21 protein-coding genes and 5 pseudogenes are annotated in these 26323 nt (G+C 51.9%); 13 read left to right on the top strand and 13 right to left on the bottom strand.

Going from position 1 to position 26323, the window contains the following annotated elements:
* Window positions 1–6 precede the first annotated feature (6 nt).
* From A3SI_RS03195 to A3SI_RS03175, 4 genes and pseudogenes are all read right to left on the bottom strand, one after another.
* Window positions 7–921 carry a toxin-antitoxin system YwqK family antitoxin gene (locus tag A3SI_RS03195; RefSeq protein WP_009053605.1) on the bottom strand — a complete coding sequence of 305 codons (915 nt, stop codon included), beginning with the start codon at window positions 919–921 and terminating at the stop codon, window positions 7–9.
* 410 nt (window positions 922–1331) lie between these two features.
* A pseudogene (locus tag A3SI_RS03185) lies at window positions 1332–2509 on the bottom strand (acetyl-CoA C-acyltransferase).
* A 227-nt stretch (window positions 2510–2736) separates the two neighbouring features.
* Window positions 2737–3423, bottom strand: coding sequence for a hypothetical protein (locus tag A3SI_RS17020; RefSeq protein ID WP_009053601.1), 687 nt, complete (start codon window positions 3421–3423; stop codon window positions 2737–2739).
* Window positions 3420–4388 carry a vWA domain-containing protein gene (locus tag A3SI_RS03175; RefSeq protein ID WP_040670014.1) on the bottom strand — a complete coding sequence of 323 codons (969 nt, stop codon included), beginning with the start codon at window positions 4386–4388 and terminating at the stop codon, window positions 3420–3422. The genes A3SI_RS17020 and A3SI_RS03175 overlap by 4 nt, the downstream gene beginning before the upstream one ends.
* A 363-nt stretch (window positions 4389–4751) precedes the next feature.
* Between A3SI_RS03175 and A3SI_RS20100 the strand changes: the two genes are divergently transcribed.
* From A3SI_RS20100 to A3SI_RS03160, 4 genes are all read left to right on the top strand, one after another.
* Window positions 4752–5990: a TonB-dependent receptor gene (locus A3SI_RS20100; RefSeq protein ID WP_238531573.1), complete on the top strand. Its 1239-nt coding sequence runs from the start codon at window positions 4752–4754 to the stop codon at window positions 5988–5990.
* Entirely contained in the window at window positions 5915–7141 is a 1227-nt protein-coding gene (locus A3SI_RS20095) for a TonB-dependent receptor plug domain-containing protein (RefSeq protein WP_238531572.1), read from the top strand. Before A3SI_RS20100 ends, A3SI_RS20095 begins: the two co-directional genes overlap by 76 nt.
* On the top strand, window positions 7141–8028 hold the full coding sequence (locus tag A3SI_RS03165; protein ID WP_009053598.1) for a DUF4249 family protein: 888 nt from the start codon (window positions 7141–7143) through the stop codon (window positions 8026–8028). Before A3SI_RS20095 ends, A3SI_RS03165 begins: the two co-directional genes overlap by 1 nt.
* A gap of 152 nt (window positions 8029–8180) precedes the next feature.
* A complete protein-coding gene (locus A3SI_RS03160) occupies window positions 8181–9353 on the top strand; it encodes a THUMP domain-containing class I SAM-dependent RNA methyltransferase (protein WP_009053597.1) in 1173 nt (390 codons plus the stop codon).
* 268 nt (window positions 9354–9621) lie between these two features.
* Here A3SI_RS03160 and A3SI_RS03150 read toward each other — a convergent pair whose 3' ends face one another.
* The 3 genes and pseudogenes from A3SI_RS03150 to A3SI_RS03140 form a co-directional block, all read right to left on the bottom strand.
* Entirely contained in the window at window positions 9622–10044 is a 423-nt protein-coding gene (locus A3SI_RS03150; protein ID WP_009053595.1) for an organic hydroperoxide resistance protein, read from the bottom strand.
* Between the two features lie 52 nt (window positions 10045–10096).
* Window positions 10097–12156, bottom strand: a pseudogene (gene metG, locus A3SI_RS03145) (methionine--tRNA ligase).
* Between the two features lie 95 nt (window positions 12157–12251).
* Window positions 12252–12848: a TetR/AcrR family transcriptional regulator gene (locus A3SI_RS03140; RefSeq protein WP_238531571.1), complete on the bottom strand. Its 597-nt coding sequence runs from the start codon at window positions 12846–12848 to the stop codon at window positions 12252–12254.
* A 135-nt stretch (window positions 12849–12983) separates the two neighbouring features.
* Between A3SI_RS03140 and ligA the strand changes: the two genes are divergently transcribed.
* The 9 genes and pseudogenes from ligA to A3SI_RS23100 all read left to right on the top strand — a co-directional run bounded on the left by ligA (window position 12984) and on the right by A3SI_RS23100 (window position 18319).
* The gene (gene ligA / locus A3SI_RS22115; protein ID WP_316929058.1) at window positions 12984–14018 is read left to right on the top strand and encodes an NAD-dependent DNA ligase LigA; all 1035 of its coding nucleotides are present in this window, start codon (window positions 12984–12986) and stop codon (window positions 14016–14018) included.
* Window positions 13997–14290: a hypothetical protein gene (locus A3SI_RS22110; RefSeq protein WP_316929057.1), complete on the top strand. Its 294-nt coding sequence runs from the start codon at window positions 13997–13999 to the stop codon at window positions 14288–14290. The genes ligA and A3SI_RS22110 overlap by 22 nt, the downstream gene beginning before the upstream one ends.
* A gap of 5 nt (window positions 14291–14295) precedes the next feature.
* The gene (locus A3SI_RS22105; protein WP_009053591.1) at window positions 14296–15030 is read left to right on the top strand and encodes a helix-hairpin-helix domain-containing protein; all 735 of its coding nucleotides are present in this window, start codon (window positions 14296–14298) and stop codon (window positions 15028–15030) included.
* Window positions 15023–15442: a BRCT domain-containing protein gene (locus A3SI_RS22100; RefSeq protein ID WP_009053590.1), complete on the top strand. Its 420-nt coding sequence runs from the start codon at window positions 15023–15025 to the stop codon at window positions 15440–15442. The genes A3SI_RS22105 and A3SI_RS22100 overlap by 8 nt, the downstream gene beginning before the upstream one ends.
* 2 nt (window positions 15443–15444) lie before the next feature.
* Window positions 15445–15882 carry a DUF6913 domain-containing protein gene (locus A3SI_RS03130; protein WP_009053589.1) on the top strand — a complete coding sequence of 146 codons (438 nt, stop codon included), beginning with the start codon at window positions 15445–15447 and terminating at the stop codon, window positions 15880–15882.
* 52 nt (window positions 15883–15934) lie between these two features.
* Window positions 15935–16794 (top strand): annotated as a pseudogene (gene dapA, locus A3SI_RS03125) (4-hydroxy-tetrahydrodipicolinate synthase).
* Between the two features lie 4 nt (window positions 16795–16798).
* On the top strand, window positions 16799–18109 hold the full coding sequence (gene xseA / locus A3SI_RS03120; RefSeq protein WP_009053588.1) for an exodeoxyribonuclease VII large subunit: 1311 nt from the start codon (window positions 16799–16801) through the stop codon (window positions 18107–18109).
* Window positions 18102–18224, top strand: coding sequence for a hypothetical protein (locus A3SI_RS21450; RefSeq protein WP_262491752.1), 123 nt, complete (start codon window positions 18102–18104; stop codon window positions 18222–18224). Before xseA ends, A3SI_RS21450 begins: the two co-directional genes overlap by 8 nt.
* On the top strand, window positions 18212–18319 hold the full coding sequence (locus A3SI_RS23100) for a hypothetical protein (protein WP_156810140.1): 108 nt from the start codon (window positions 18212–18214) through the stop codon (window positions 18317–18319). The genes A3SI_RS21450 and A3SI_RS23100 overlap by 13 nt, the downstream gene beginning before the upstream one ends.
* 31 nt (window positions 18320–18350) lie before the next feature.
* Here A3SI_RS23100 and A3SI_RS03115 read toward each other — a convergent pair whose 3' ends face one another.
* The 6 genes and pseudogenes from A3SI_RS03115 to A3SI_RS03090 form a co-directional block, all read right to left on the bottom strand.
* On the bottom strand, window positions 18351–18875 hold the full coding sequence (locus A3SI_RS03115; protein WP_009053587.1) for a UpxY family transcription antiterminator: 525 nt from the start codon (window positions 18873–18875) through the stop codon (window positions 18351–18353).
* A gap of 135 nt (window positions 18876–19010) precedes the next feature.
* A pseudogene (locus tag A3SI_RS03110) lies at window positions 19011–22414 on the bottom strand (efflux RND transporter permease subunit).
* 18 nt (window positions 22415–22432) lie between these two features.
* Window positions 22433–23563, bottom strand: a complete 1131-nt coding sequence (locus tag A3SI_RS03105; protein WP_009053586.1) for an efflux RND transporter periplasmic adaptor subunit — start codon at window positions 23561–23563, stop codon at window positions 22433–22435.
* 68 nt (window positions 23564–23631) lie between these two features.
* Window positions 23632–24946, bottom strand: a pseudogene (locus tag A3SI_RS03100) (TolC family protein).
* A gap of 5 nt (window positions 24947–24951) precedes the next feature.
* Window positions 24952–25539: a TetR/AcrR family transcriptional regulator gene (locus tag A3SI_RS03095; protein ID WP_009053585.1), complete on the bottom strand. Its 588-nt coding sequence runs from the start codon at window positions 25537–25539 to the stop codon at window positions 24952–24954.
* 299 nt (window positions 25540–25838) lie between these two features.
* Window positions 25839–26273, bottom strand: coding sequence for a hypothetical protein (locus tag A3SI_RS03090; protein ID WP_040670012.1), 435 nt, complete (start codon window positions 26271–26273; stop codon window positions 25839–25841).
* Between the last annotated feature and the right edge of the window lie 50 nt (window positions 26274–26323).

The following is a 26323-nucleotide window of genomic DNA, read 5'->3' as shown; positions in this document are numbered from 1 at the left end:
GGAAAATTAACGGCTTTGCTCTACATTTCCGGCGCTTTCATCCGCAGTTTCTTTTTCCTCTCGCAGTAAAACGCCTTTGCGAAAGACTTTTCGCTCCACCACCTTCCCTGCAGCATCGTACCACTCCTCCGGCCCTTCAGCCTGTCCATTCACATAGCTTTTCGTGCGTGTCAGCCGCCCCTGCTCATCATAAAAGCGCGCCTGCCCATGCTCCTTCTCTCGGCGAAACGGCATTTCGCGGGCCAGCTGCCCATTCGTATGATATGCTTTAAAACGGATCAAGTCTCCAAAGCTGTCGTATTCCGCTTCCTGCTGCAGCGTACCATCTGCATAAAAGGTTTGGTGCGTTCCTAGGGGAATGCCGCGCTTATACACGGCCCGCTCCTCGATGCTTCCATCCGGAAAAAAGCTCAGCTGCACTCCATCTGGATCCCCTTTTCGGTACTTACCTGCCCGAACACGGCGACCTTCCCCATCGAAAGCTTCCGTTTTGCCATGCTGATAGCCTTTTTTATACCGTACCACATTGCGCAGCTGTCCGTTCTCAAAATAAGAGCGCTCCTCTCCATGCAGAACGCCCCGCTTATAGCGAGCCTCATACTGCAAGTCCCCCGATGGAAAAAAGCGCCGCAAGGCACCTTCTACTACTCCCTCTTTAAACTCCATCTCCTCTAAGCGATAGCCCGAAGGATGATAGGTCTCTTTTTTTCCATGTGGGCGATCGGCCTTGAACTCCATCTTGTGCTGGGGACTGCCGTCCGTAAAATAGGTGACAGAAGGCCCTTCCAACTTATTCGCCACATAGGTGCTGCGCTGCAGGATAATCCCTTCTGGGCTATACGAAAGCGTTTCTCCTTCTCTTTTTCCGGCCACATACTGCACCACACGCGCTGTATCCCCCGTCTTCGGAAAATAATCCACAAAAAGCCCTTCTTGCAGCCCTTCCCGAAACGCCCGCGCACGGCTAAGGAGCCATCCTCATAAAAGCGCTCGTAACGCCCCACCGGAATCGTATCTACTGCCTCATAGCGCTCTTTCACGCGCTGCCGCTGGGCATCGTAGTAGGTGGTCCGGATGTTTTGGCCGACAGGCCTTCGGCCAAAAAAACAGCGTCAAAAAGAGCCACCCGGAAACTTCAGCCAGCCTAGGGAAAAGGGTACCGAAAGGGAAAGAAAAGGAGTTTTGCATAAGATAGATAGCCATCGCCCGCATCCGCAGGCTAATAAAACAAGGCAAGCTCTCCTCCCTCAGGCAGAGGAAAAAGAGCTTGTCCAGCTGCTAGCATAACGTACGGAGGTCTAGGAGATTGTGCCCCGCACGTGCATGCCAACTTATAATTTTTCGATCACGATCGCAGAAGCGCCGCCACCTCCATTGCAGATGCCTGCCACGCCGATTTTTCCGGACTTCTGTCCTAAAACCGAACAGAGCGTGCTGATGATACGCGCGCCGGAGGCACCGAGTGGATGACCTAAAGAAACCGCTCCACCGTACACATTCAGCTTATCCGCGTCTAAGTTGAGCTGCTTCTGATTCGCCAGGGCTACTGCCGAGAAGGCCTCGTTAATTTCATAGAAATCCACATCGTTCTCTTCGATACCCGCATTTTTGATGGCTTTCGGAATCGCAAGGGCCGGGGCGGTAGTGAACCAAAGTGGATCCTGAGCTGCATCCGCGAAACCGCGAATTTTAGCGATTGGCTGCAGCCCGAGCTCCTGTGCCTTCTCCTTGGATACCAAGACCAGTGCCGACGCTCCATCGTTCATCGTAGAAGCATTCGCCGCCGTTACCGTTCCATCTTTCGTGAACACAGGTCGTAGCCCTGGAATTTTATCGAAATTCACATTTTTAAATTCTTCATCTTCCGCGATAAGCGTGACATTTCCTTTACGGTCTTTCACCTCCACAGGAATCACCTCATCCTTAAAAGCCCCAGACTTCCAGGCCTCAGCAGCACGTGTGTACGACTGAATCGCGTAGCTGTCCTGCTCCTCGCGGCTGATGTTCATTTCTTTCGCCGTGTTATCGGCACAGTTGCCATGGGGAACTTGTAATAGGCCTCGAACAAGCCGTCTTTCACGAGTCCGTCTACGAATTCGGCATTGCCATACTTGTAACCGAAGCGCGCTTTAGGCACATAAAAAGGCACATTCGACATGCTTTCCATTCCTCCAGCGACCACCACCTCAGCTTGGCCGGTCATAATGGCTTGGGCTGCGAACATCACGGCCTTCATGCCTGAAGAACATACTTTGTTGACCGTCGTGCAGGGAACCTGATAACCGATACCCGCACCGACAGCCGCCTGACGTGCTGGTGCCTGGCCTAAGTTGGCAGAGATCACGTTACCCATGATAACTTCTTCTACATGCTCAGGTGCCACTCCGGCCTTTTCTAAGGCCCCTTTTATCGCGAAACTTCCTAATTCTACCGCGGTAAAACCTGACAGAGAGCCCCCGAAGGAGCCCAAAGGCGTGCGTACGGCGGAGACGATATATACTTCTTTCATTGGGTTTATATAAATAGGTGAAACAACAATTTCCTTATCACATCTTTCGAGCGCTACCAGTCTGGTCGCTTGCTGTCCGGACGCTGCGTCGGCTTTTTCCTGTTTTGCTTGGATAAAGCGCTGCTCAGCAGCATTCATGGCCTCTAAAATCTGGGCTGCCTGCTCTGGCGTCAGGTTCATCTGCTCCAAGCGCTCTTTTAGCTGCTCCTGCCGCTTCTCGCGATCACTTAGGTCACTTTCTCGGTCGGAAGCCTCTTCCGACTCGCGCTCCTCTTCGGTTTTTTCGCCACGCTCATCCTCCATCTGCTCCGGGTCGCCTCCCTCGTCTTCATTCGTCTGCTCATCCCCTTCGCCACTTTTCTCCTCCTGCTCTTGCTCATCACCATCGCCCTGCTGATCCTGATCCTGATCGTCACCCTCACCGTCTTCGTCTGGTTCTCATCCTGCTGATCATCCGAAGGAGGATTTTCTTCCATCCAGCGCTTCAACAATTCAAAATTATAGCGCGCGGTCTCATTCTCGTAGTTTTTAATCAAGGCATAGCGAAAGCTGCCTAGCGCTTCCTCAAAATCATTTTCAGCCGCTTGCATCAGGCCCAACTGATTCGCAGCGATACTGGCTACCTCGGCATTAGTTTCGGAAAGCAACTGATTAAACAGCCGCAGCGCCTCTTCCTTTTCCTCTAGACGCTGATAGCTCAGCGCTAAATTCAGGCGCACAAGGGACTGCCGTTCATCTCCTTCTAGGATGTCGATGAGGGCTTTCTGCTTGGCGATCGCCAGCTCCATATTGCCTGCGGCAAAGGCTTCTTCACTTTCACTAATCAGCTTATTCTGCTCTCCGATCCGCTTGAGGGAATTCGGCAGCAGCAGTAAAATAAAGGTGAGGCAAACACCCACAATAGTATGACTCATAGGGCGATCGTCTTTACGGGATAAATCATGTCTATAAAGGCCAGCACGAGGCCAGCCAGGAGAAAATAGAAGTACTTATTGGCAGAAGCCTCCACCGTGCGGCTGCCGATCACGGCGCCTTCTAAGCGCTGCACCTCTTGAATAAGTAACGGCATCTCTTGGGCCACATCACTTAACTCAAAATACTGCCCTTCCGTTTGGTTGGCGATCATTTTTAGGTTATCCGCCTCCAAAATAGTGATGGCTGGCTGTCGTGTCGTTCGATCCAGCAGCACACTGCCCTTTTCCGGAATCGTACTGCCCGCTTCGGTCCCCACCCCTAAGGAGAAAACGGAAATCCCCGCCTCACGCAGCTGATCGATCACAGGAGGTAAATTTTCTCCCCAGTCCTCTCCATCGGAAATTAGAATAATGGTTTTCGCTGTATTCGGTGCCACATCCGCATCCTGACGAAAACGGTCTAAGGCCATAGCCAGCGGCGCGGCGATATCCGTTCCCTGATTCGGCACTAAATCCGTATTCAAGCCATCGATATGCAGCTGTAGCACATTCTGATCAAAGGTCAATGGACACTGCAAAAAGGCTTCCGAGCTGAAAATAATGAGCCCCAGCCGATCACCCGAAAATGTACGTACTAAATTTTTCAACTCAAACTTGACCCGCTGTAGCCTGCTCGGTGCGATATCTGTGGCATTCATGGAGCGCGAAAGGTCCACCGCAATAAATATATCACGCCCCTCCTCTTTGATCTCCTTAAGCGCACTACCGATGCTCGGACCCGCCAGTGCGATTAAAAAAAGGAGCACATACAGCCCGCGCAACACTAACTTATACGCCAGACGCGTCTTTTTCACCCGCAGTTTTTTGTTGATGCGGTAAAAGCGAAACAAGTAAATATTATACAGCAGCAGAAAAACCACCACCATGCCTAAAATCAGGCCTTTATCAGGATATGCCCAAATCATAATTTCACGCATTAATGCTCCCTGCTTCCATTTCCTGAAGAAATACAGACTCCGCTTGGAGGAACTTTGCGCCTAGGCGCAAAACAAATAGCAGGGCACTTCGTCCACGAATATAAGAAAGTGAGCAGGATTTCCCTGCATATTTTACAGCTTTAACGGTCCTTAACAGAAAAAGCGTATGAAAGCACACAAAATTTCATTTTATCACTCCCTATTTAACCACATAAAAAATGCATGAACACCCTTTCCACCTACCTAAACCCCTAAAAACAAGCGCTTCATTCCCTTAAAATTTTATAACACCCCTTTTTACTACTCCTAGGACCTTAATAACAGGGCACCCTTAATTACGTTTATGTAGATATGAAAAATTGTTTTTGGCTGCTGGGGCTTGTGCTTTTCTTCAGCCAGCCGGCGGTGCTGTGGGCTCAGGGCACGGTGGAACTAAAAGGGGTGGTGCGCGATGCGCAAACAAAGGAGACACTTCCGGGCGCAAATGTCTTGGTCGTGGGTGCTGCCGGCTCTGGCATGGTGACGGATATAGAGGGCCGCTTCCAGCTCGACGTAGCCCAGCTTCCTGTTGACATACAGGTCTCCTTTATCGGATTTGAAACGCTTACCCTGCGCATCAGCAGCAGTGAGGAAGCAGCCAATCTGGACATCGCCCTCAGGAGTGACGAGGTGGCCCTGGAAGAGGTGGTCATCAGTGGGCGCGCACCCGACACGAATGTGCGCAGCATGGACATCGGCCGTTCACAGGTCCCCATCAGCACCATTAAAAATATACCCGCTCTCTTCGGAGAGGTAGATGTGCTGCGGAGTCTGCAGCTGCTTCCCGGGGTGACCAATGCCGGAGAGGGTACTACGGGACTTTTTGTGCGCGGTGGGTCTGCCGACCAAAACCTCCTGCAGCTAGACGGTGCCCCTGTCTATAATCCCTCCCACTTCTTCGGGTTTTTCTCGGTATTTAATCCCGATGCCCTCGACCAAATCGACTTTTTTAAAGGAAACATTCCCGCTACTTTCGGTGGACGAGCCAGTTCTGTGATCGATATCGGGCTGAAAGAAGGAAATTTTGATGCGATTAAAGGGGAAGGTGGACTCGGAATTATCAGCTCCAAACTCACTGTGGACGGCCCACTTTTCGGAGAAAACAGCAGCTTTATCGTCTCGGCCAGGAGAACGTATGCGGATGTGTTCTTGCGGTTTGCGAATGATCCGAACGTTCGAAATAATCAACTGTACTTCTACGACTTAAGCGGTAAGCTGACCTTTCGTTTAGGGGATCGTGATAAGCTGACTGTCTCTGCATATGGCGGGCGCGATCTCTTAGGCTTTAATGAGCAGTTTCGCTTAGGCTGGCAAAACCAGTTGGCCAGCGTCAAGTGGACGCGCAGCATCCGCAGCGATTTCTTTTTTGACCTGAATCTTTACCAGTCTTTTTACGATTACGAAGTGGCATTCACGGACCCGGACATCGGGTTTGACTGGACCAATCGACTCGGGGAAACGGGCCTACGCGCTGCATGGACTATCTCCCCGATAGCCGAAGCCAGATCGACTGGGGGTTTCATACCCAATACTATAATTTTGCGCCGATAGATTTGCGCCCCGCGCCAGGATCCATCATCGAACCGATCGAGACGAACCCTAACCTCGGCATCCAGCAGAATTTCTTTCTGCAGGGGAGCCGCGAGCTGACGGAGCGCTTTTCAGTGGAAGGAGGACTGCGCTGGTCCCTTTATGGCCGTGTGGGCCCTGGAGTGCAGTTCCTTTACGAAAATGACCTACCGAATCCCGAGCTGCCGCCGATCGATACCCTGCAGTTTGGCGCCCTTGACCTGATGAAATTCTACCAAGGATTCGAGCCGAGGGTAGGCATGCGCTACCTGCTGGGCCCGAGCACCTCCCTAAAGGCGGCCTTTAATCGAAACTTCCAATATGTGCAGGTGGCTGCCAATAGCTCTGCAGGGCTGCCGATCGATCGCTGGGTGCCAGCGGGGCCCTACATCGAGCCCGTTCGTGCCGATCAGATCGCAGCGGGGGTATTTCAGAATTTAGCTGACAACAAGTGGGAGCTCTCGGTAGAAGGGTTTTATAAGGATTTTCGGAATATCATCGACCTGCGGCAGGGGGCGAATGTACTCTTTAATGATGCCATAGAAACGGAAATCTTGACCGGAAATGGGTATGCCTATGGAGTGGAGTTTTTGCTGCGCAAAAATGTGGGCAAGACCAATGGCTGGCTTAGTTACACCTACTCCCGCACCTGGAGGGTGATTGACGGTATCAGCTTGGGGCAGCGCTTTAATCCGCGCTTTGATCGGCCGCATGATTTGGCGCTAGTCCTGAACCATACCTTTAATGAGCGCTGGTCGGGGAATGTCAACTTCATCTACACCACCGGGCAGGCGGTCACCTTTCCGATAGGAGCCTATATCGTGGACAATCAGCGCGTGCCGCTGTTCTCGGATTTACGTAATGAGGACCGCTTTCCCGATTATCACCGCTTGGATTTCTCGATAAACTATAAGGTGCCCGATCGTGGGAGGAAATGGCGCAGCAGCTGGAATTTCAGCATGTATAATGCCTACGGCAGAAGAAATCCCTTCTCCTACCAGTTCACTGAAATCGTAAACGATGACCTAAATTTCGCCGGAAGTCCAGATGAAATCGTGAGTCGCCGTCCTGCGATTGTGATGACCTATTTGTTTACATTCTTACCTGCTCTAAGCTATAACTTCGAATTCTGATGCAAAAAAATATCGCTAGTTGGAAAGGTTTTCGCCTGCTTTTGCTGGGCCTAGGGCTGCTCGCGCTTGGCTTTTTTCCCTCCTGTCAGGAGGAAGTGGTTTTACCCTTACGCCCTTCAGAAACCATCCCGGTGATCGAAGCGTTTTGGACCGATAATATCCGTCTAAATCGGGTAAGTGTGAGCAGCTCGCAGGACTTTTTCGATGCCGACACCGCTCCTCAGCTGAGCGATGCCCGTGTGCGTATCTTGGACTTGACCGCCAACAGAGAAATCTCCTTCTTTTATGTGGAAGAGGCCAATGCCTTCCTTCCTTTGGATCAAGAAGCCGGCCGCATCGGGCATCGGTATCGCCTGCAGGTGGACTGGCAGGAAAAACGCTATGAGAGTGAGTCTGTCCTGTTAGAGCCTCCCATTTTAGATAGCTTAGCTGTTAATTTTCGTCCGCAGCAGGGCTTCCGTCGGGAGGGCTTTTACATCTCGGTGTTTGGAGCTATTCCTTTCGAAGAAAACAACAATTACCGCATTCGGATCGTGCGCAATGATACGCTGCTGAACCGCCGCTCAGATATCCTCCTTTTTGACGACAGTTTTGGCACAGAAATCCTCGATCGAGGATTTGAGTTGAACTTCCGATTCCGTCCCCAAGACCGGGTGCGGCTAGAGCTTTTCCGCTTTGAAAGAGTTGTGTTCGATTACTTTAATCAGCTCGTCTCGCTGCTCTTTAACGATGGGGGTCTATTCAGCCCGCCGCCACAGAACCCTGTCACGAATATTCGTCCAGTAGGGCATGAGGGTCCTGTTTTAGGTGTGTTTATGGTGAGTCCCTATCTGTCTGCGGAAACCGTCATCATTCCGGGGCCTGGTGAACCAGACGTTTTGGACTAAGCTGCCAGAACCTTACAAGTTGTAAGGGAACCCTCACCTTCTACCTTATTTTTGTCGGTATGACTACGCTGCAAACCTTAGCCGACTGATTCTGTCTGTTTCCCTGCTATCCAAACGCTAAACTATTGCTTGAAATGACGTAGCTTTGTGGCATGATAGATTTTGATAGCATCGGGCAGATCGTAGTAACATTTAAAGATCGTTTTGGGTATACCGTCGCGGAGGAGCTTAGGGCGCTCGGATACCCCATCGAAGAAGAAGGGAGAACATCGCACCGCCTTCGCGGCAGCATGAATGATTGTATCAAGTTGAACCTCCGTCTACGATCGGCCTCGCATGTGCTTTTTGAGATCAAACGCTTCTATCTGCACCATGCCGACGACATCTACCGCCGTGTAAAAAGTATTCCTTGGGAAAACTACATCGATGCCTTCACTTATTTTTCGGTACAGTCCCATGTTGATAATCCGAGTGTAGACAATCCCCTCTTTGTAAACGTGCGGATAAAAGATGCTATCGTAGATCGCTTCCGCGATCAAACGGGACGTCGCCCAGACTCTGGGTCCTCCTTCGATGGGGCGGTTTTTCAGATGTACTGGAAAGACAAGCAAGCGATTCTTTACATCAATACCTCCGGGGAGACCCTGGCCAAGCATGGCTACCGCAAAATCCCGGGTAAGGCGCCAATGCTAGAAGCGCTCGCCTCCGCTTGCATCCAAGCGAGCGGTTGGAATGGCCGCACCCCCTTTCTGAACCCCATGTGTGGTTCGGGGACCTTAGCCATAGAGGCAGCCCTTTTGGCGAGCAATCGCTTCCCGGGACTTTACCGTGAAAATTACAGCTTCATGCATATTCTCGGCTATGATGCGGAAGTGTACCGGCGCATCTTTGAGAGCTTAGAAAAACAGATCGTAGATAATCCGGGTGTGGCCATCTATGCATCCGATAATGATCCGCAAGCGATCGCCTTTGCGAAAGAAAATGCGGAGACCGCGGGGGTGGCACATTTAATAACCTTCGAGGAAGTGGATTTTCGGGAAGCCACCGTGCCCGAAACGGGCTATGGGGTGCTGATGGTTAACCCAGAGTACGGGGAGCGTCTCGGTGAAGAGGAAGAGTTGGAAGCCACCTATGCCGCTTTAGGGGATTTTATGAAACAGCGCTGCACGGGATACACGGGAGCTATCTTCACAGGAAATTTAGCTTTAGGAAAAAAAATCGGGCTGCGGACCAGTAAAAAAATTCCATTCTATAATGCACGATCGATAGCCGCCTACTGCTCTTCAAGCTCTTTAGAGGAAAGGCAGAATAAGGGTGTGCGGTGAGGCTCCTTCCGAAACACCCCCTGAACCGTTTCGAACTCGCCCCCGCTAAATTTTCAAAAAGAAAGCAAACGAACACAATCGAACATCAAAACGAAAGCAAACGAAAGCTTTTTGACGAAAAAAGAAAGCAAACGATCACAATCGAACATAAAAAAGAAAGCAAACGAACATTTGACCCCGAGCAGCCCACAAAAAACGGAAGCCCTCAACGAACGCTGAGGGCTTCTGCTTTTTCTAGTAAATGCTACGGATTTGCTGTACGCTTCGATTAAGCGATGGCCTTTACCTGTACGGCGATGTTTCCGCGTGTCGCCTTGGAATACGGACACACCTCATGCGCCGCATCTACCAACTTCTGCGCTTCTTCTAGCGAAGCAGCCTGAGGAATCTTCACCTCGATGTCTACCGCCAGACCGAAACCACCCGCGGCCGTTTTGCCTAAGTGGGCCTTCACCGCCACCTCGGCGTCCGATAAGGAAACTCCCTTCGCCACAGCACCCAAAGCGCCACCAAAACATGCCGCATAACCTGCTGCAAAAAGCTGCTCAGGATTCGTCTGCCCGCCAGATCCGCCGATTTCCTTTGGCATCGCCACAGCAAAATCCAACTGACCATCGTCTGTTTTAACATGTCCCTTACGACCTCCCGTGTTACGCGCCGTAGCCGTATACACCACTTCTATTTCTTCCATAAGTACGGTTGTTTATGTTTTCCTATCAAACGTCCCTGACGGCAGATTGTTCCTAAGAAATTACAGCTCCCGGCGCCACCGCCTCATGCGGCTGCAAGAGGCGCAGCGTACCATCCTTATCTTCAGCCATTAAAATCATCCCCTCCGAATCGATGCCCATCATCTTACGTGGCGCTAAGTTCAAGAGCATCACCACCTGACGCCCCACCAGCTCCTCCGCACTAAAATGCTCGGCCACACCACTTAACACCGTACGATCTCCTAAACCCGTGTCCACCTGAAGCTTCAGCAGCTTCTTCGACTTCAGCATTTTTTCGGCCCTCAACACCGTCACCACGCGTAAATCCATCTGCGAAAATGCCTCAAAGCTGGTGATCTCCTTCATCGGAGCGGCTGGCTGCTCCTGAAGGGCATTGGCCTTCTTCGCATCTAACAAGCGCTGCACCTGCGCCTCCACCACTTTATCTTCTATCTTTTCGAATAATAGCCCCGGCTGTTGGACAGGACTGCCCGCCGCCAACAGCTGGCCGGAGCCAGCATCCTCCCAACTCGTCTCCTTCAGCCCGAGCGCTTCCTCGAGCGCGCGGCGGTAAAGGGCAAGAACGGCTTGGCCAGCACGCTGAGGCCCGCGACTACTTGCAGGGCTACGTGCAAAATAGTCGCTGTACGCTCCTGATCCGTTTTGATGGTCTTCCAAGGCTCCGTTTCCGCCAGGTATTTATTGCCCATACGGGCAAAATCCATTACATAGCTCAGCGCCTCACGGAAGCGGTAGCGCTCGATGGAGGCCGCGATCTTTTCGGGGAAGGCCGCCATCTGCGCGAGTAGCTCCTCTTCCATAGGCCCGAAAGTCCCCGCCTCAGGCACACGTCCCTCGAAATACTTGTCCGTCAGCACCAAGGCCCTATTCACGAAATTACCGAAAATAGCCACCAGCTCCGCATTATTACGCGTCTGGAAATCCTTCCAGGTAAAATCATTATCCTTCGTCTCCGGCGCATTCGCCGTCAAAACATAGCGCAGCACATCCTGCTTGCCCGGAAAATCAGCCAAATACTCATGCAGCCACACGGCCCAGTTGCGCGAAGTGGAAATCTTCTCCCCCTCTAAGTTCAAAAACTCATTGGCCGGCACATTATCCGGTAAAATATAAGCTCCATGCGTTTTTAAAATCGCCGGGAAAATGATGCAGTGAAATACGATATTATCCTTTCCGATGAAATGCACCAGCTTGGTATCCTCCTCTTTCCAGTACGGCTCCCAGTCTTTGCCCGACAGGGCGGCCCACTCCTTCGTGGCTGAAATATACCCAATCGGCGCATCGAACCAGACATAGAGCACCTTGCCCTCGCCACCGGGAACAGGCACTGGAATCCCCCAGTCCATATCCCGCGTCATGGAGCGCGCCTGAAGGCCATCGCCCGCCTCTAACCAGGAGCGGCACTGTCCGAGGACATTATTTTTCCAGTCATGGGCATGGCTGCCCAAAATATAGTCCTTTAAAAACTCCGTGTAGTTCGCTAAATCTAAAAACCAATGCTTGGTCTCCTTCAGCACCGGCGTGGAACCGCTCAGCTTGGACTTAGGTTCGATCAGCTCCTCCGGGCTGAGGGAGGAGCCACACTTTTCGCATTGGTCCCCGTAAGCATGGGCATAGCCACACTTGGGGCAGGTCCCCTCGATGTAGCGGTCCGCTAAAAACTGCCCTACCTCCGGGTCGAAATACTGCTCGGTACTGCGCTCGATAAAAGCATCCTTTTCATACAGATCCCGAAAAAAATCACTCGCCGTCTCATGATGAATGGCGGCAGAAGTCCGGCTGTAATGATCGAAGCTGATACCAAAATCACGGAAACTCTCCTGCATGAGCGCGTGGTAGCGGTCCACCACCTCCTGCGGAGAGATCCCCTCCTTCCGGGCTTTGATCGTAATGGCCACGCCATGCTCATCCGAGCCACAGACGAAGGCCACATCTCGCCCCCGTAGCCGCAGATAGCGTGCATAGGTATCGGCAGGCACGTAACAGCCCGCCAGGTGACCGATATGTAAAGGCCCATTCGCATAAGGCAGCGCCGAAGTAATCGTGTAGCGCTTGAATGTTTTTTCTGACATGGTGAGGAAAAGATTGAAAGGTATGATATATCGTTGGTTTTGGCCCAGGGGGCCAAAGGGCACTTAATCGCGTAGCTCCTGACGGCCCTCCTCAGTTAGGATGCCTGGTAAATGATGGAGATGGCCTGATCGTAGATTTCAGCCGTACTGATGGCCAGGTCCTCCCGCATCTCGCGCGGAAACTGGGACAGAAACTTGGGATCGATCAGATTCTGAATAGCAGAAGCGTAGAGCAGCACCACCAGGCTTTGGTTGATGTCTTCCTTCACCCGTCCCTGCCGGATGCCCTCCTCGATGAGGCGACTGAAGCGCAGGTAGCCTGACTGGCGCACATAATCCTGAAGTGCCGCCCAGACCTCTGGAGCATGCTCCCGAAGATCAGCCAGCAGCTCCGGGTTGATCGGCGCCAGATCCGCTGCGATCACACGCAGCATGGCTTTTAACTTTCCCGTGAAGCGCATTTCTTCAGTTTCGAGTAGGGCCTCCACTTTTAAGGATAGGCGCGTCTTAAGCCGCTCGAATGCCGCTGCCAGCAGTTCTAACTTGCCCGAAAAATGCTTGTAGAGCGTCTTTTTACTCATGCCGAGCGCCTGCGCGATATCGTCCATGGTGGTATGCTTATACCCCCGTGAAAGAAAATGCGCATACGCCACCTCTAAAATTCGCTCTTCTGTACCTACGTTTTTCTCCATCTTCATCAGCTAGTCGGCAAATATAACAACATATCCCTTTTTCCCCCAATGCAATCCCGGCAGATGACAGATTGTATTTGGGGAAACAGCGCTAAACTTGTATTTTTGACCCCCTAACGGTTCGAATTTTACTTTATGGAGGCAGCAGCAGCACGCGAAAAGATTCAAGCACTCACCGAAAAAATCGAGGAGCTCAACCATCTGTATTACCAAAACAATGAGTCGCGTGTCTCCGATCAGGAGTTCGACCTGCTGCTCAAGCGCCTGCAGCAGCTGGAGGAGGCCTTCCCCGAGCTGGCTGACCCGAATAGCCCGACGCAGCGCGTGGGAGGCACGATTACCAAGAACTTTGCGCAAGCCACCCATCAGTACCGCATGCTTTCCCTGGGGAACACCTACAGTCCGGGGGAGCTACAGGACTTTGACGGCCGCGTGGCCAAAGGGCTGGGACACCGCGACTACGCCTACTGCTGTGAACTCAAGTTCGACGGGGTGGCCATTTCCCTCATTTACGAGCAGGGACGCCTCGTTCGGGCCGTAACCCGCGGGGATGGTACGCAGGGAGATGTGGTGACCGAAAATGTCAAAACGATCCGCAGTATCCCCCTCTACATCGAGCACCCGGATCTGCCCGAGCGCTTTGAGGTGCGTGGAGAGGTCTTTTTACCCCGGAAGGAGTTTGACCGCATCAATGCCGAGCGCCAAAAGGCTGGGGAACCCCTCCTGGCCAATCCCCGAAATGCAGCCTCCGGAACCTTAAAGATGCAGGACAGCAGCATCGTGGCCAAGCGCCGCCTGGACTGCTACTGCTACCAGTTGCTGGGCGAAAATCTCGGCCTAGACACCCATGAGGAGGCCACACAGCGCTTAGAGGCTTGGGGTTTCCACGTCTCTCCCACTTATAAAAAGTGTGCAGATATCCAAGAGGTCTTCGCCTACATCGAAGAATGGGAGGAAAAACGCCACAGCTTACCCGTAGATACGGATGGGGTGGTGCTGAAATTAAATGACTTTACCCAGCGGGAAGAGCTAGGCTTTACCGCCAAAATCCCGCGCTGGGCCATCGCCTATAAATATGCGGCCGAAAGCATGCCGACCCGCCTGCTGGGCATACAGTACCAAGTGGGCCGTACGGGGCTATTACGCCGGTGGCACAACTCCAAGCTGTAGCCCTGGCCGGGACCGTGGTAAAGCGTGCCTCCCTGCATAATGCCAATGAAATTCAGCGGCTTGGCTTGCATGAGGGCGATACCGTTCAAGTCGAAAAAGGAGGTGAAATCATCCCCAAAGTGACGGGCGTGGTGGAGGCCCTTCGCGAGCCCGGTGCCCAGCCCATCCGCTACATCGACCACTGTCCGGAATGTGGCAGCGCCTGGAGCGGCAGGAAGGCGAGGCTAAGCATTTCTGTCCGAACAGCAGCGGCTGCCCGCCGCAAATTTTAGGTCGCATGGAGCATTTTATTTCCAAGCGCGCGCTTAACATTGACTCGTTAGGCACGGAACGCCTGCGCACGCTGATCGATCAGGGCTTTTTAAAGACCTTTGCGGATTTTTACCGCCTTCCCGAGCAGCAGGAGGCCCTTTTAGGCTTAGAAATGTCACAGGATCAGTACACCAAAGCCGAGGACGGCTCCCTGTACATCCAGCTGGCTAAAGGCCTGTACGGCATCACAGAGGGGCTCTCCCTCAGCCAGTGGCAAAACTTCAGTGCGGAGCATCCTGACACAGACAGCGCAGGCATTTTCCGGGAGGCGGAGGCCTTTATCCGCGATAAAGGGAAAAAGACAGCGGTAAACTTGGGCATGCTCGCCCGCTTTCGGGAAGCTTATGAAGCGCATAGCTACCCTGCCGTAGCCGATTTCTTGCCGCTCGCCCCACTCCTTTACAGCGTTTTACATCGCTACAGCGACTTGGATACCCTACGCGCACTTTGCCGTAAGGCCAGCACCACCCACCAGGTTCTCCGCGCACTTGATCAGGAGCTCCCCGCGGCAGTGGACAAGCAGGTCGCCCGGTTTAAAGGCTCCAGCTTTCAGTCCGGGGTGCTGGCGAATATGGTGAAGGGGATCGAAGCTTCCCGTCAGATGCCTTTCGAAAAGGTCCTCTTTGCGATCGGCATCCGGCATGTGGGGGAAAACACCGCCCAGCTGCTGGCCGAGCATTTCGGGAGTCTGGATGCCTGATGGAAGCGGATCTCGAGGCTTGGCCGCAGTGAACGGCATCGGTGAGACGGTCGCCAGCAGCGTGCGTGCCTACTTTCAGGACGAAGCCCAGGTGCAGGTACTGAGAGCGCTCGAGCAGGCAGGGCTCGCCATGGCCTACCGGCCAAAAGCAGGGCAAGAAGCCCTCGGATCGGCCCTCGAAGGGCTGAAAATCTTGGCCTCAGGCAAGTTAGAAAACTTCAGCCGAGAGGAAATCGTGCGCGTGGTGGAAGCACACGGCGGCAGCTATGTCAAATCGGTCTCTAAGTCCCTGGATTTCATTATCGCAGGTGAAGATATGGGACCGAGCAAGCGCGAAAAAGCAGAAAAATTAGGAGTCAAACTCATCACAGAGGCGGAGTTTATGGCGCTGATCGAGAAGTCAAATACATAAAGATGGAGTGGTTGAAAAAATGGTTCTTAAAACGGCAGCTGCGCAAGGCGGAACGCGCTTCGGCAGGGAAGACCTTCCCATTTCCTGTCGCCCCGCGGGTAGTCGGCATCCTAGCAGGCAGCAAGGAAAGTGCACAAGCGTGCAAGGAACTTGCTAAAACCCATATTCCGGGTGCTGAGCAGTTTCATGTTTTGTACTGGCAAGAGGAAACCACTGAATTAGAAGGATTTAACGAAAATGATTTTGACTGGATGGCCCTGCCTGAGCCGAAGATTCAGGCCTTCATCGATGCGGAAATAGATCTTCTGATTTGGGCGGAGCCCGAACCTAGCGCATTTTCCTTACTTTTACTGTATAGTAAGCGCTCCTGCTTCCGCATGGGCCTCCATCAGCGCGATTTAGAGCCCCACCTCGACCTCATGTGTCAGGAAGGGAGGTAAAACAGCGGCCTTATGAGGCTTTATTTCATTATTATCAATTAATCGCAAACGCATGTTAGCACTAAAAGGCACGGGAGTCGCCTTAGTCACTCCTTTTGACACGGATCTACGTGTAGATTATGATGGCCTGAGCGCTGTCATCGAGCATGTCCTCGCTGGCAAAGCCGATTACTTGGTCGTCCTGGGCACCACTGGCGAAACGGCCACGCTGAGTAAGCAGGAAAAGAAACAGGTGCTGCGTCATGCGATCGCCGTGAATGCGGGGCGCAAGCCGATCGTGTATGGCTTGGGAGGAAATTATACGGCGGCTCTCCTGCAGGAGATACAGGAGACGGACTTCACGGGGGTGGATGCCGTGCTCTCGGTTAGCCCCTACTACAATAAACCCAGCCAGGCCGGCATCATCGCCCATTACCAGCAGCTGGCAGATGCCTGTCCCGTGCCGATTATCCTCTATAATGTCCCGGGGCGCACGATGTCGAACATGGAAGCCGCCACCACGCTGACGCTGGCACAGCACCCGAATATTATCGGGATGAAGGAAGCTTCAGGCAACTTAGAGCAGTGCATGCGCATCGCGGCGGACAGGCCAAAGGATTTTTTATTGATCTCAGGCGATGACATGCTCACCCTGCCCCTGCGGGCGCTGGGGGGGATGGTGTGATCTCGGTTTTAGCGAACGCCCTTCCTGAGGCCTTCTATTCCCTCTGCCATGAAGAGGAGGCGCTGGCGCAAAAAGCCCTTTTCTCTTTGCTGGAGCTTAATCCGCTCATGTATCGGGAGAGTAATCCAGTCGGCCTGAAGGCGCTGCTAAGCCTGATGGGCATCTGCGGGCCTGACGTACGCCTGCCCCTACTGGAAGCTACGGATGAATTAAAAGACGCCATTCGCGCCGCTTTAAAGAAAAGATAAACGCATGCAACAGCTCAGCCTTTCCGAACTTTCGACCCTCATTAAGAGCACCTTAGAAGAACAGCTACCGCCGCATATCTGGGTAAAAGCGGAGATCGCAGAGCTGAAGCGCGCCCGTGTGGGGCATGCCTACTTCGACCTGGTAGAAAAAGAGGGCCAAAAGATCGTGGCCAAGCTGCGGGCCAACTGCTGGTCGTATACCTTCAGCCAGATCGAGAATGAGTTTATCGCACATACGGGTGGCCCCCTGAAGCCAGGCATGGAAATTCTTTGTTTGGTGACGGTACAGTACCATGAGGTTTTCGGCCTTTCCCTGGTGATCAAAGGCATCGATGTCAACTTCACCCTAGGGAATCGGGCCAAGCGGCGGCAGGCTTTGATCCAGAAGCTGGAGCAGGAGGGTCTTTTGCTCCTGAATAAACGCTGGCGCCTGCCACTCGTCCCGCAGCGGGTGGCGATCATCAGCTCTGCACAGGCTGCTGGCTATGGGGATTTTAAAACCCACCTCAGCGAGCAGGGTGGGCATTACCGCATGGAGCTACTCTTCTTTGAGGCACTCATGCAAGGAGAGCAGGCACCTGGCAGTATCGTTCAGGCCGTGCAGCAGGCCCTTTCCGAGCAGCCTGACTTGATCGTCCTGATTCGGGGCGGCGGGGCGCAAACAGACCTGGACTGCTTCGACGATGAAGGCTTAGTGCGGGCTTTGGCGCAAGCCCCCGTCCCCATCATCACGGGCATCGGCCATGAGCGGGACGAGACGATCGCCGACCTGGTGGCGCATACCCGCTTAAAAACGCCTACGGCAGTGGCAGCTTTTTTACTCGAAGGCTTTAAGCAGTTCGATGAGCGGCTGGAGCAGGCGAAGGTGGCCATTTACAGATCCAGCCAACTGCGCGTGGAGCGTGAAAAAGTGCGAGGGGAGCGCCTTCAGGCCCGACTGCAGGAGGCCACACGGAAACGCCTGCATGCCGAAGGGCTGGGGCTGGAAAAACGTAGTATGCAGCTGGGGCGACTGGCCGAACGGCGGCTCCTACAAGAAGGAAATCGCCTCGAACAGCTGCAGCAGGGGCTGGTACGCGCGAAAGATCACTGGCTACGGCAGCAAGAACTGCGTCTGGAGAACTGGGAGAAGGACTTGGTCCGTTTAGACCCCTTGCGCCTGTTAGAGCGAGGCTATACGCGTACGGACCTGAACGGGCAGCCTTGGGTGGATCAGCAACCCTTTCCTGGCGATCAGTTGCAGGTCTATGCCCGTAAATTCGCGGCGAAAGCCGTTATTACAAGTGTTACACAATTAAAGAAAGACAATGAGTGAGTTAAACAAGGATGCGGCTGCAGGCCAGCCCTCTTTTTCGTATGATCAGGCCATTTTACGTATTGAGGCCATCGTCAAAAACATCGAGAGCGGCAGCTCAGCATGGAAAAGTTGACAGAAGAGGTGAAAGAGGCGACAGAGCTGATCGCCGCCTGTAAGGAAAAACTTAGCGGCATCGATGCTGGTCTAAAAGGAATTTTAGGGGAGTAAGGGCGGTTGCCTGTCCCTTCCTCCCCTATGCTTAGGCCTCTATTTTTTTCAGGTATTTCTTGTCGATGGTGACCAGCAGCTGCTGCTGAATGGCTTCGATGCGAATGATAAGATGCTCGCCATTCGCCAGTTCCACACATTCTCCTGTAAAGCCTTCGAGCTGTCCCCCGATGATTTCTACTTGCATGCCCGGAGCCAGTTCCTGTTCACTTACTTCCACGGCCACACCTGTGGCGAGTAGTCGCTTGATCGTTTCGATTTCGGAATCCCTTACGGTGGCGTATTTGCCCTCTATTTTAAGAAAAAACACCGCCCCCTGATCTTGTAGGCAGTCGTAAAGCTCATTTTCTTTCGTACGCACGAAAACATATCCCCCAAACAGAACACGTTCCACTTTTTTTAGGCGGTCGCTCCATTTTCGTACTTCGATACGCGTGGGCACGAATGTTTCTATGCCTTTTTGGCTCAACCTTTCCGCCACTTTTTTCTCAAAGCGCGAGCGGGTGTACAGGACGAACCATTTTAAGGGGAAAACAGGTTTAACTAACTTCTGCATGGAACAAATTTAGGATAAAAATACGAAAGGCTCTGTCCTCTTCCTTTAGTTTATAGGATTTATAGGCATAAAAAAACCCCCTAGGCAAGGCCCAGAGGGATTTTCAGTGTTAAAAAACCACCAACCTTTATTTATCTATTTCAATCTTCGCAGTAAGATATTCGCTTTATCAGCAAGCAAATACATCACTGGTACAATGACTAACGTAAGGAACGTAGCAAAGGTTAAGCCAAAAATAACGGTCCAAGCCATTGGGCCCCAGAAATCTGCGTTATCTCCTCCCACATAAAACTGAGCGTCAAACTCCGTCAGCAAGGTGGCGAAATTAATGTTCATCCCGATGGCTAGCGGAATCAAGCCCAGTACGGTGGTGATGGCTGTCAGCAGTACAGGGCGCAGACGGGTTTTGCCCCCCTGAACGATGCTGGCGAGTAGGTCTTCGTAGCTCAGGTACTCATTCTCTTGGAGACCGAGTTCTTCTCTTTTGCGCGTGCGCACCAGGTTCGTGTAGTCGATCAGTACGATGGCATTATTTACCACTACCCCAGCCAGGGAAATGATCCCAATACCTGTCATGATCACCACGAAATCCATATTAAAGGCCACGAGTCCCAAGAACACCCCGATGGTACTGAGCACGACGGAGGCCAAGATGATAAAGGGCGTCGTCACTGAGTTAAACTGTGCTACGATGATAAAGAAGATCACCGAAATCGCGATAGCCAGTGCGCGCAGTAGGAAGGCGGAAGATTTCGCCTGCTCTTCCTGTTCCCCTGTAAAGCGAACGGTGATGCCCTCCGGAATGTCATAATTGGCCACCATCGCCTTCAGTTGCTCATTTATCTCGGTCGGGTTATAGCCATCGGTCACATTCGAGAAGATGGAAATCACCTTGTTGAGGTCTTTACGTTTCACCGATCCGTAGGTAGAACCATAGCTGAGGTCAGCGACTGCGGAGATAGGAATCACCTTTTGGTTCCCGAACTTATCACGGAAATTAATTTTCTTATTCAGGAGTGCCGTGAGGTCGTAGCGGTACTCGTCCATCAGGCGCAGCTGAATCGGGAAGTCATCCTCACCCTCCTTGTACTTGCTCACTTCCTGGCCGAACAGTGCGGTACGCAGCTCATTGGCGATCGTCACGGTGGACAAGCCGAAGCGTCTGGCTTTATCGCGGTCGATGCTGAGCACCACCTCAGGCTACCCAGCTCCAGGTCACTTTTAAGCTCCTCTACACCGGGGATGTTAGCGCTGGATAGGTATTCGCGCATCCCTTGGGTGAAGAAGATAAGCTCTTCGAAATCCTCGCCGCTGGCCTCCAGGTTGATGGCTTTGCCGACAGGCGGTCCATTTCGCTGTTTATCTACCGTAGCGAGAATGCCAGGATATTTTTCTACCAGGCGACGGATGTCTTCCATGGCGCGGTTCGTGTTTAGGCCTTGGCGGAACTGGTACTCCACGAAGGAAATGGTCACTTTCGCCTTATGCGGCGTAGCGGCCGTGCTAGGACCTTCGGACTGATCTCCTGTACCCTCGCCCACCTGTGTGATGATGGACTCGATGATTTCCTCGTAAGGCTTGAGCACCTCGAAGAGCTCCTGCTCCATGCTCAGCATAAAGGAGTTCGTCGCCTCCGTGTCTGTCCCGATCGGCTTTTCGATAAACACGTTCACTAGTGCAGGCTGGTTATCTGGGAAGAAAAGCACCTTCGGCGAGCGGATGCCCAGCAGGACTACGGACAAAAAGAGCAGCAGGATCATCCCGAAGAAGAACAGGTAAGGGTTTTTGCCCTTCAGGGCAAAAATCAGCGTGCGCTCATAGATGTTTTCCAGGTAAACGAGGAATACATTTTGGAACCAGCGAATCGCTCCGCGGAGGAAAAACACATTAAAGACCGTAAAGAGGGAAGCTACTGCCGTGATGCTGCCCATGGCGTTCCATCCCGCGCTGTAAGAAATGATCGCGATGACGGCTAGGGTGCCCGCTATGATGAGTGGCCGCTGCTTAGGCTTTTGTGCATCCACGTCCTGCACCTTCATAAAGAGGGAGGTCAGCACGGGGTTCACGACGAGTGCTACAAAGAGAGAGGAAGAAAGCACGATGATCAGTGTGATCGGCAGGTACTTCATAAACTCTCCGATGATATCATCCCAGAAGGCTAAGGGCAAAAAGGCTGCCAGCGTGGTAGCCGTAGAGGTGATGATCGGCCAGGCGACCTCTCCTACCCCTTCTTTGGCTGCGCGGATGGGGCTTTTACCCTCCTGCATCAGGCGGTAAATATTTTCCACCACCACGATGCCATTATCCACGAGCATGCCGAGTGCTAGAATCAGCGAGAAGAGCACCATCAGGTTCAGTGTCACCCCGAAGGAGTTCAGAATCAAGAAGGAGATGAACATGGAAAGCGGGATGGCTACCCCTACGAAGAGTGCATTTCGGAAGCCAAGGAAGAACATCAGCACCAGTACCACCAGGATAATCCCGAAGATGATGCTGTTTTCCAAGTCCTTTACCTGCGAGCGGGTCTGCTTGGACTGGTCATTCGTGATGCTGATTTCTAGGTTCTCCGGAAAGCGGTCGCGCTGGGCGCGCTCGATTAGCGCCTTAATTTTATCGGAAGCATCCAAGAGATTTTCACCACTTCGCTTGACCACGTTTACAGTCACTACCGGGAGGGTGTTACTCCGTGCATAGGAAGCGCGCTCCTTATAGGTATCACGCACCTCTGCTACGTCTTTCAGGTAGACGATTTTATTGTTTTCCGTCTTGATGATGATCTCATTCAGCTCATCGGGGTGCTTAAACTCTCCGGTGATACGCAGGGAACGGCGGAAATCTCCCGCCAAGACATTTCCCCCTGAGATGGTCACATTTTCTTGTGAAATCGCATCGGAGATATCCGAAAAGGACACGCCGAGGGCTTCCATCTTGTAGATATCTGCGTCGACACGGATTTCACGCTCGATGGTACCTCGAAGCTCTGCCTTACTGACCTCGGAGAGCTTTTCAATCTCGTCTTCGAGGTACTCTCCGAATTTTTTCAACTCCTCCGGAGAAAAATCGCCCGATAAGTTGACGTTCATAATCGGAAAATCCGAAGTATTCACCTCGATTACATCCGGATCCTGATCCAGGTCACTTGGCAATTCGCTTTTAGCCTTATCCACCGCATCTTTTACGTCCTGTATGGCGCGGGAAATTTCTACACCGGGGTTAAATTCGATTACGATCGAGGAAAAATCCTGTACGGAGGTGGACTTGATGTCCTTTACGTTATTAATGGACTTCAGCTCTTTTTCGATCGGCCGGGTGATCAGGTTTTCCATGTCCACGGGAGAGTTTCCCGGATAGGCCGTTCCCACATAGACCGTCGGGATGACGATCTCTGGAAAGCTCTCCTTCGGCATGGTTGTGTAGGCTAAAATTCCGAGTGCCGTGATGATGACCGCCAGGATCACCACCGAGGTTTGGTTATCGATCGAGAGGGAACTCAGGCCAAACTCCCGAATTACCTCTTTTTTCTGCTTATTCTCTTCCATCTCGCGATTTCGATTGGCTTAAGATGCGATGCTTACATTAAAATTATCCCCTACGTCGCGGAATCCCTTATCCACTAGGGTCTCGCCGCCCTGAAGGCCTTCGAGGATTTCGGTACGTTCCTGGTAGACCATGCCGCGCTTGATGTAGCGCTTTTTACTCTGCCCAGACTCGACCACATAGACATAGTCGCCCTTGTTATCCTGTAAAATCAGGTAGTTCGGAATGATGACGGCATCCTCTGCCTGATAATCGCGGACACGAAGCACCGCGATCATGTTTGGTTTCGCCTTCGGCAAATCCGGTAAACGGGCCTCGACTTTAAACGTCCTGTTATTTTGGTTAATCACCGCGCCGACAGCCGTCACCTTGGTCGTTTCTGCTACCCCTAATGAAGGGAAACGTACTTCTACCTCATCGTTTCTGCTGATAGAGCCGATGTAGCGCTCGCTGAGGTCTGCCTCTATGAATAGGTCGCTGTCGCCGATAAACTGGAACATGGGTGTGCCCGGCTGCACCAGCTCCCCGAGGCGTACATTTACCATCTCCACCGTACCGTTAAAGGGTGCACGGATGGTGGTACGGTCCATCTGTGTTTGGAGGGAGGCCAAGTTTTTTTCCAACTGCTCCTTGCGGTTCTTCGCTTCGAGGTATTGGATTTCCGTTCCGATCTCTTGTTCCCAGAGGCGCTCCTGTTTTTCGAACACCGTGCGCGCGAGGTCCAGCTGTGTCTCCAGCTCTTCCATGTTACGCTGCACCGATTCCGCATCTATACGGGCCAGCACTGCGCCTTTTTTCACCTGCATGCCTTCCACAGCGACGATTTCCTGCACGCGGCCAGAAACCTCACCTGATATATTTACATTCTTTTTCGAAAGCACCGCACCAGAAACCTCTACAAAATGCTGGAAAGTACCTTTTTCCGCTTCTACAGTTGTAATCAAAACAGTTTTGCGGGTTTCTTTCCCAAACTCAGGGTCTAATGCCGCCACCTCTTTTTCGAGCGCCTCGATTTCTGTTGCTAGCGCTGCATACTCCTTCTTTAAAGACTCTAAGGCAGCTTTCTTTTCGCTCAGCTCATCCTCAGAGCCGCAGCTAAATCCGATTACAGCCAGCAGCACCAAGCTGCCCATGCGTGAAAAACGTTTCATATGATCGTTTGATTAAATGCGTATTGCTTATAAAATTCCTAATGCTTTTTCTAAATCCACTTTCGCCACTAAGGCATCGTAAAGCGCTGCGTAATAATTAGCCTCGCTTCTTTTAACGCCGCATCTGCTTCCACTACTTCTAGATTAGCCCCTACGCCTTCGGTGTATTTGGTTTTCGTCATTTCGAAAACTTCTAGTGCTAATGCCTTATTTTCGCGCTGCACTTCCAGTATCTCTAACGTGGCACGCAGCTCTTCCTTCGCCTGCAGCTGCTCCAGTAGGATGTTTTCACTCAAGAAATAACGCTGATTTTCGAGCTGCTTGATTTGAACGCGATTTTGCTGTATCCGACTGCCGCTTCTGGAAGCCATCGAATATCGGAATGTTCATCGTCACCCCCACAAAAGCACCCGTAAACCAGTCATTTCGGAAGATGTTATTAAAGTCTAATGCCGCCCCCGCACGCTGATAGGTCAGAAAACCGTTCAGCGTAGGGATATACTGTACCAGGTTATTTCTTTTTTCCAATTCAGCCAACTCGAGGTTTTTCTCCAACTGATCTACCTCCACGCGGCGGTAGCCATTATTCGCTAAGAGTTCGGCTAGCTCCTCGGGCTTATTCATTTCCTCTAGCGTCTCTAAAAGCTCCAGATCTAAGTTTTGGGGGAGCCCTAACTGTAACTTCAGCAACTGTTTCGACACACGCGAAGCAGACACGATACGATCTAAATCCGCTTTTAAGTTGTTTCGCTGCACTTTCACACGCGAAACCTCTAGTTTTTCAGCAAAACCAGCCTCAAAAAGTGCTTCGGTTTCCTTTAAGAGTGCATCCAGGCGCCCAAGATTAGCCTCCAGTAATTTCCTACGTTCCTCATTCACCATGACTGTGTAATAGGCTTTTTTGATATTTTCGATCACATCGTTTTGGGCCTTTTCTTCGTCGAATTTGGTCAGCTGACTAAGTGTTCGCGCCGCTTTCAAGCCGACGAAATAGGAACCATCGAAAATCATCTGATCGACGCGCAGGTTGAGACTGGACTGGTAATCCACCCCGAAACGTACTTCCTGCACATCTTGGCCTCCTCCACCATTTCCATTATCTCCCGGGAGTCCAAAGTCGATTCCTCCAGGAAGGAAGATGACCGGAATCGCTAAGTTATGGGTAAAATCAAAGGTGGCATTCACCTGCGGTAAGCCTCTGGAGAGGTTCTCGCGAATGATCGCCTGCGCTGCTAGATTTTCCAGCTTGGCATTTTTCGCCTCCACATTATTCTCGAGCGCATATTCCACTGCATCTTTCAGTGTCAGGCTTACCTTCTGCTGCGCTAAAAGTGGGGTGACAAACAAGAGCGCCAGCAGCAGCCCGTTTCGTATTGATTTCATAGCATTTAATTGGTTTGCTTTAAGGATAGGTAGGCTTCCCTCCCCTTATCAGAGAGGATTCCATGTATAAAATGGTCGAAAATTTCAAGTTGTAACGTCACCTGATCGAACTGCGTGGGAGGAAATTTTAAGGGATCGAAGGTGTCCATGGTCTGCTCTAGGCGCATGTGCGCCAAAATCCGGGTATCGATCTCGGCACGAAAGTAGCCCTGCTCCTTCCCCTTTTCCAGCAGGAACTTGATATGCTTCAAGATCACCTCTCGCTTAAAGTTCTCGAACAGCTCCCAGCAGCTCGGAAAGTAGCGCTGAAGTTCATGCAGCACCAGCGGATTAAAGGTGCTGAAACGCTTGCGAATATGCTGTGTCTGTCCCACTAAGGTGTGCAGCACATCGAAATCTGGCTTCTCCAGTCCTTCCTCCATCAGGCAGGCATCCTCCTGAAGCTCCTGCTCGAAACAGGCATATACGAGTTGGTTTTTATCTCCAAACTCCTGGTAAATCGTCTTCTTCGAGACCCCCGATAGGCGCGCGATATCGTCCATGGTTATCGCCCGAATCCCAAAATGCATAAACTGCTCGGTGGCCACTTTCATGATCTTTTCTCTTGTCTCCAATTCCCTCAGGGTCTAGTAATCGGATGCAAAACTCAGGAAACTTTCAGATAGTTCAAAGTTTCTAAGGTTTTTTTAATAGAAAATTTTTTACACCGCATGTAAAGCGTTCAAAACCGCACATAGTGGACAAAAAATCAGCCTTAAACGGTGAATTATTTGGATTTAACAGCTTTCTTAGGTTTTTGGAAGCGGGTACTTTTCGCTTTCCCTTTGGCCCCTTGGCCGAAAAAACCGAGACTCCAGAGGGAATCTCGGTCTATAAGGGAGCTAATGGCTACTTAACCCAGCCAGCTGGTCCATGGAATTCGGGAAAGAATGAGGACCAAGCCGATCGCATAAAACATGTAAATGGAGCGAAAGCGGGCAGTGTCCACAGTAAGTTTTTTTGCACGTATGTAACCTACCGAAATCAGCACGATGGCGATGATATTTATCACAGGATGTTCTAGAGCGGTGAGGCGGGCAGCTGCGTCTCCCATAGCGGAACCAGAGGCCAAAAGGGAATAGCCCTTCGGACTTACAAAATACAAAATAAGGCCGATAAGGAGCTGAATATGTGCCAAAATAAAGGCAACCATGGCGATTTTACGGTCTTTTTCAGTGAAACCTTTGCCCGTGAGGGCGCCATAGAGGGCATAGAAAATAACGCCGATGAGGGCGAGGAGCGCCAGATAGGCCAGTCCAGAATGCGCATGCTGTAAGCCGATGTACATAGTCTTTTTTTTACGAAAATAGGAAAAGACGGCGAAAAAGTTCCCCTTAT

This window comes from Nitritalea halalkaliphila LW7 (assembly GCF_000265075.1).
Taxonomy (GTDB): domain Bacteria; phylum Bacteroidota; class Bacteroidia; order Cytophagales; family Cyclobacteriaceae; genus Nitritalea; species Nitritalea halalkaliphila.
Note: the sequence above shows the minus strand (reverse complement) of the source record. Positions and strands in the feature narration are given on the sequence as shown.

Excerpts from the sequence above, each read along its gene's own strand:
- A3SI_RS03105 (WP_009053586.1), bottom strand. The coding sequence starts at position 23,563 with ATGAAACGTTTTTCACGCATGGGCAGCTTGGTGCTGCTGGCTGTAATC.
- xseA (WP_009053588.1), top strand. The coding sequence starts at position 16,799 with ATGCAACAGCTCAGCCTTTCCGAACTTTCGACCCTCATTAAGAGCACC.
- A3SI_RS03095 (WP_009053585.1), bottom strand. The coding sequence starts at position 25,539 with ATGAAAGTGGCCACCGAGCAGTTTATGCATTTTGGGATTCGGGCGATA.
- A3SI_RS20100 (WP_238531573.1), top strand. The coding sequence starts at position 4,752 with ATGAAAAATTGTTTTTGGCTGCTGGGGCTTGTGCTTTTCTTCAGCCAG.
- A3SI_RS03130 (WP_009053589.1), top strand. The coding sequence starts at position 15,445 with ATGGAGTGGTTGAAAAAATGGTTCTTAAAACGGCAGCTGCGCAAGGCG.
- A3SI_RS03150 (WP_009053595.1), bottom strand. The coding sequence starts at position 10,044 with ATGGAAGAAATAGAAGTGGTGTATACGGCTACGGCGCGTAACACGGGA.
- A3SI_RS03160 (WP_009053597.1), top strand. The coding sequence starts at position 8,181 with ATGATAGATTTTGATAGCATCGGGCAGATCGTAGTAACATTTAAAGAT.
- A3SI_RS21450 (WP_262491752.1), top strand. The coding sequence starts at position 18,102 with ATGAGTGAGTTAAACAAGGATGCGGCTGCAGGCCAGCCCTCTTTTTCG.
- ligA (WP_316929058.1), top strand. The coding sequence starts at position 12,984 with ATGGAGGCAGCAGCAGCACGCGAAAAGATTCAAGCACTCACCGAAAAA.
- A3SI_RS20095 (WP_238531572.1), top strand. The coding sequence starts at position 5,915 with ATGGACTATCTCCCCGATAGCCGAAGCCAGATCGACTGGGGGTTTCAT.
- A3SI_RS23100 (WP_156810140.1), top strand. The coding sequence starts at position 18,212 with ATGGAAAAGTTGACAGAAGAGGTGAAAGAGGCGACAGAGCTGATCGCC.
- A3SI_RS22105 (WP_009053591.1), top strand. The coding sequence starts at position 14,296 with ATGGAGCATTTTATTTCCAAGCGCGCGCTTAACATTGACTCGTTAGGC.
- A3SI_RS03090 (WP_040670012.1), bottom strand. The coding sequence starts at position 26,273 with ATGTACATCGGCTTACAGCATGCGCATTCTGGACTGGCCTATCTGGCG.
- A3SI_RS03115 (WP_009053587.1), bottom strand. The coding sequence starts at position 18,875 with ATGCAGAAGTTAGTTAAACCTGTTTTCCCCTTAAAATGGTTCGTCCTG.
- A3SI_RS22100 (WP_009053590.1), top strand. The coding sequence starts at position 15,023 with ATGCCTGATGGAAGCGGATCTCGAGGCTTGGCCGCAGTGAACGGCATC.
- A3SI_RS03175 (WP_040670014.1), bottom strand. The coding sequence starts at position 4,388 with ATGATTTGGGCATATCCTGATAAAGGCCTGATTTTAGGCATGGTGGTG.
- A3SI_RS17020 (WP_009053601.1), bottom strand. The coding sequence starts at position 3,423 with ATGAGTCATACTATTGTGGGTGTTTGCCTCACCTTTATTTTACTGCTG.
- A3SI_RS03165 (WP_009053598.1), top strand. The coding sequence starts at position 7,141 with ATGCAAAAAAATATCGCTAGTTGGAAAGGTTTTCGCCTGCTTTTGCTG.
- A3SI_RS03140 (WP_238531571.1), bottom strand. The coding sequence starts at position 12,848 with ATGGAGAAAAACGTAGGTACAGAAGAGCGAATTTTAGAGGTGGCGTAT.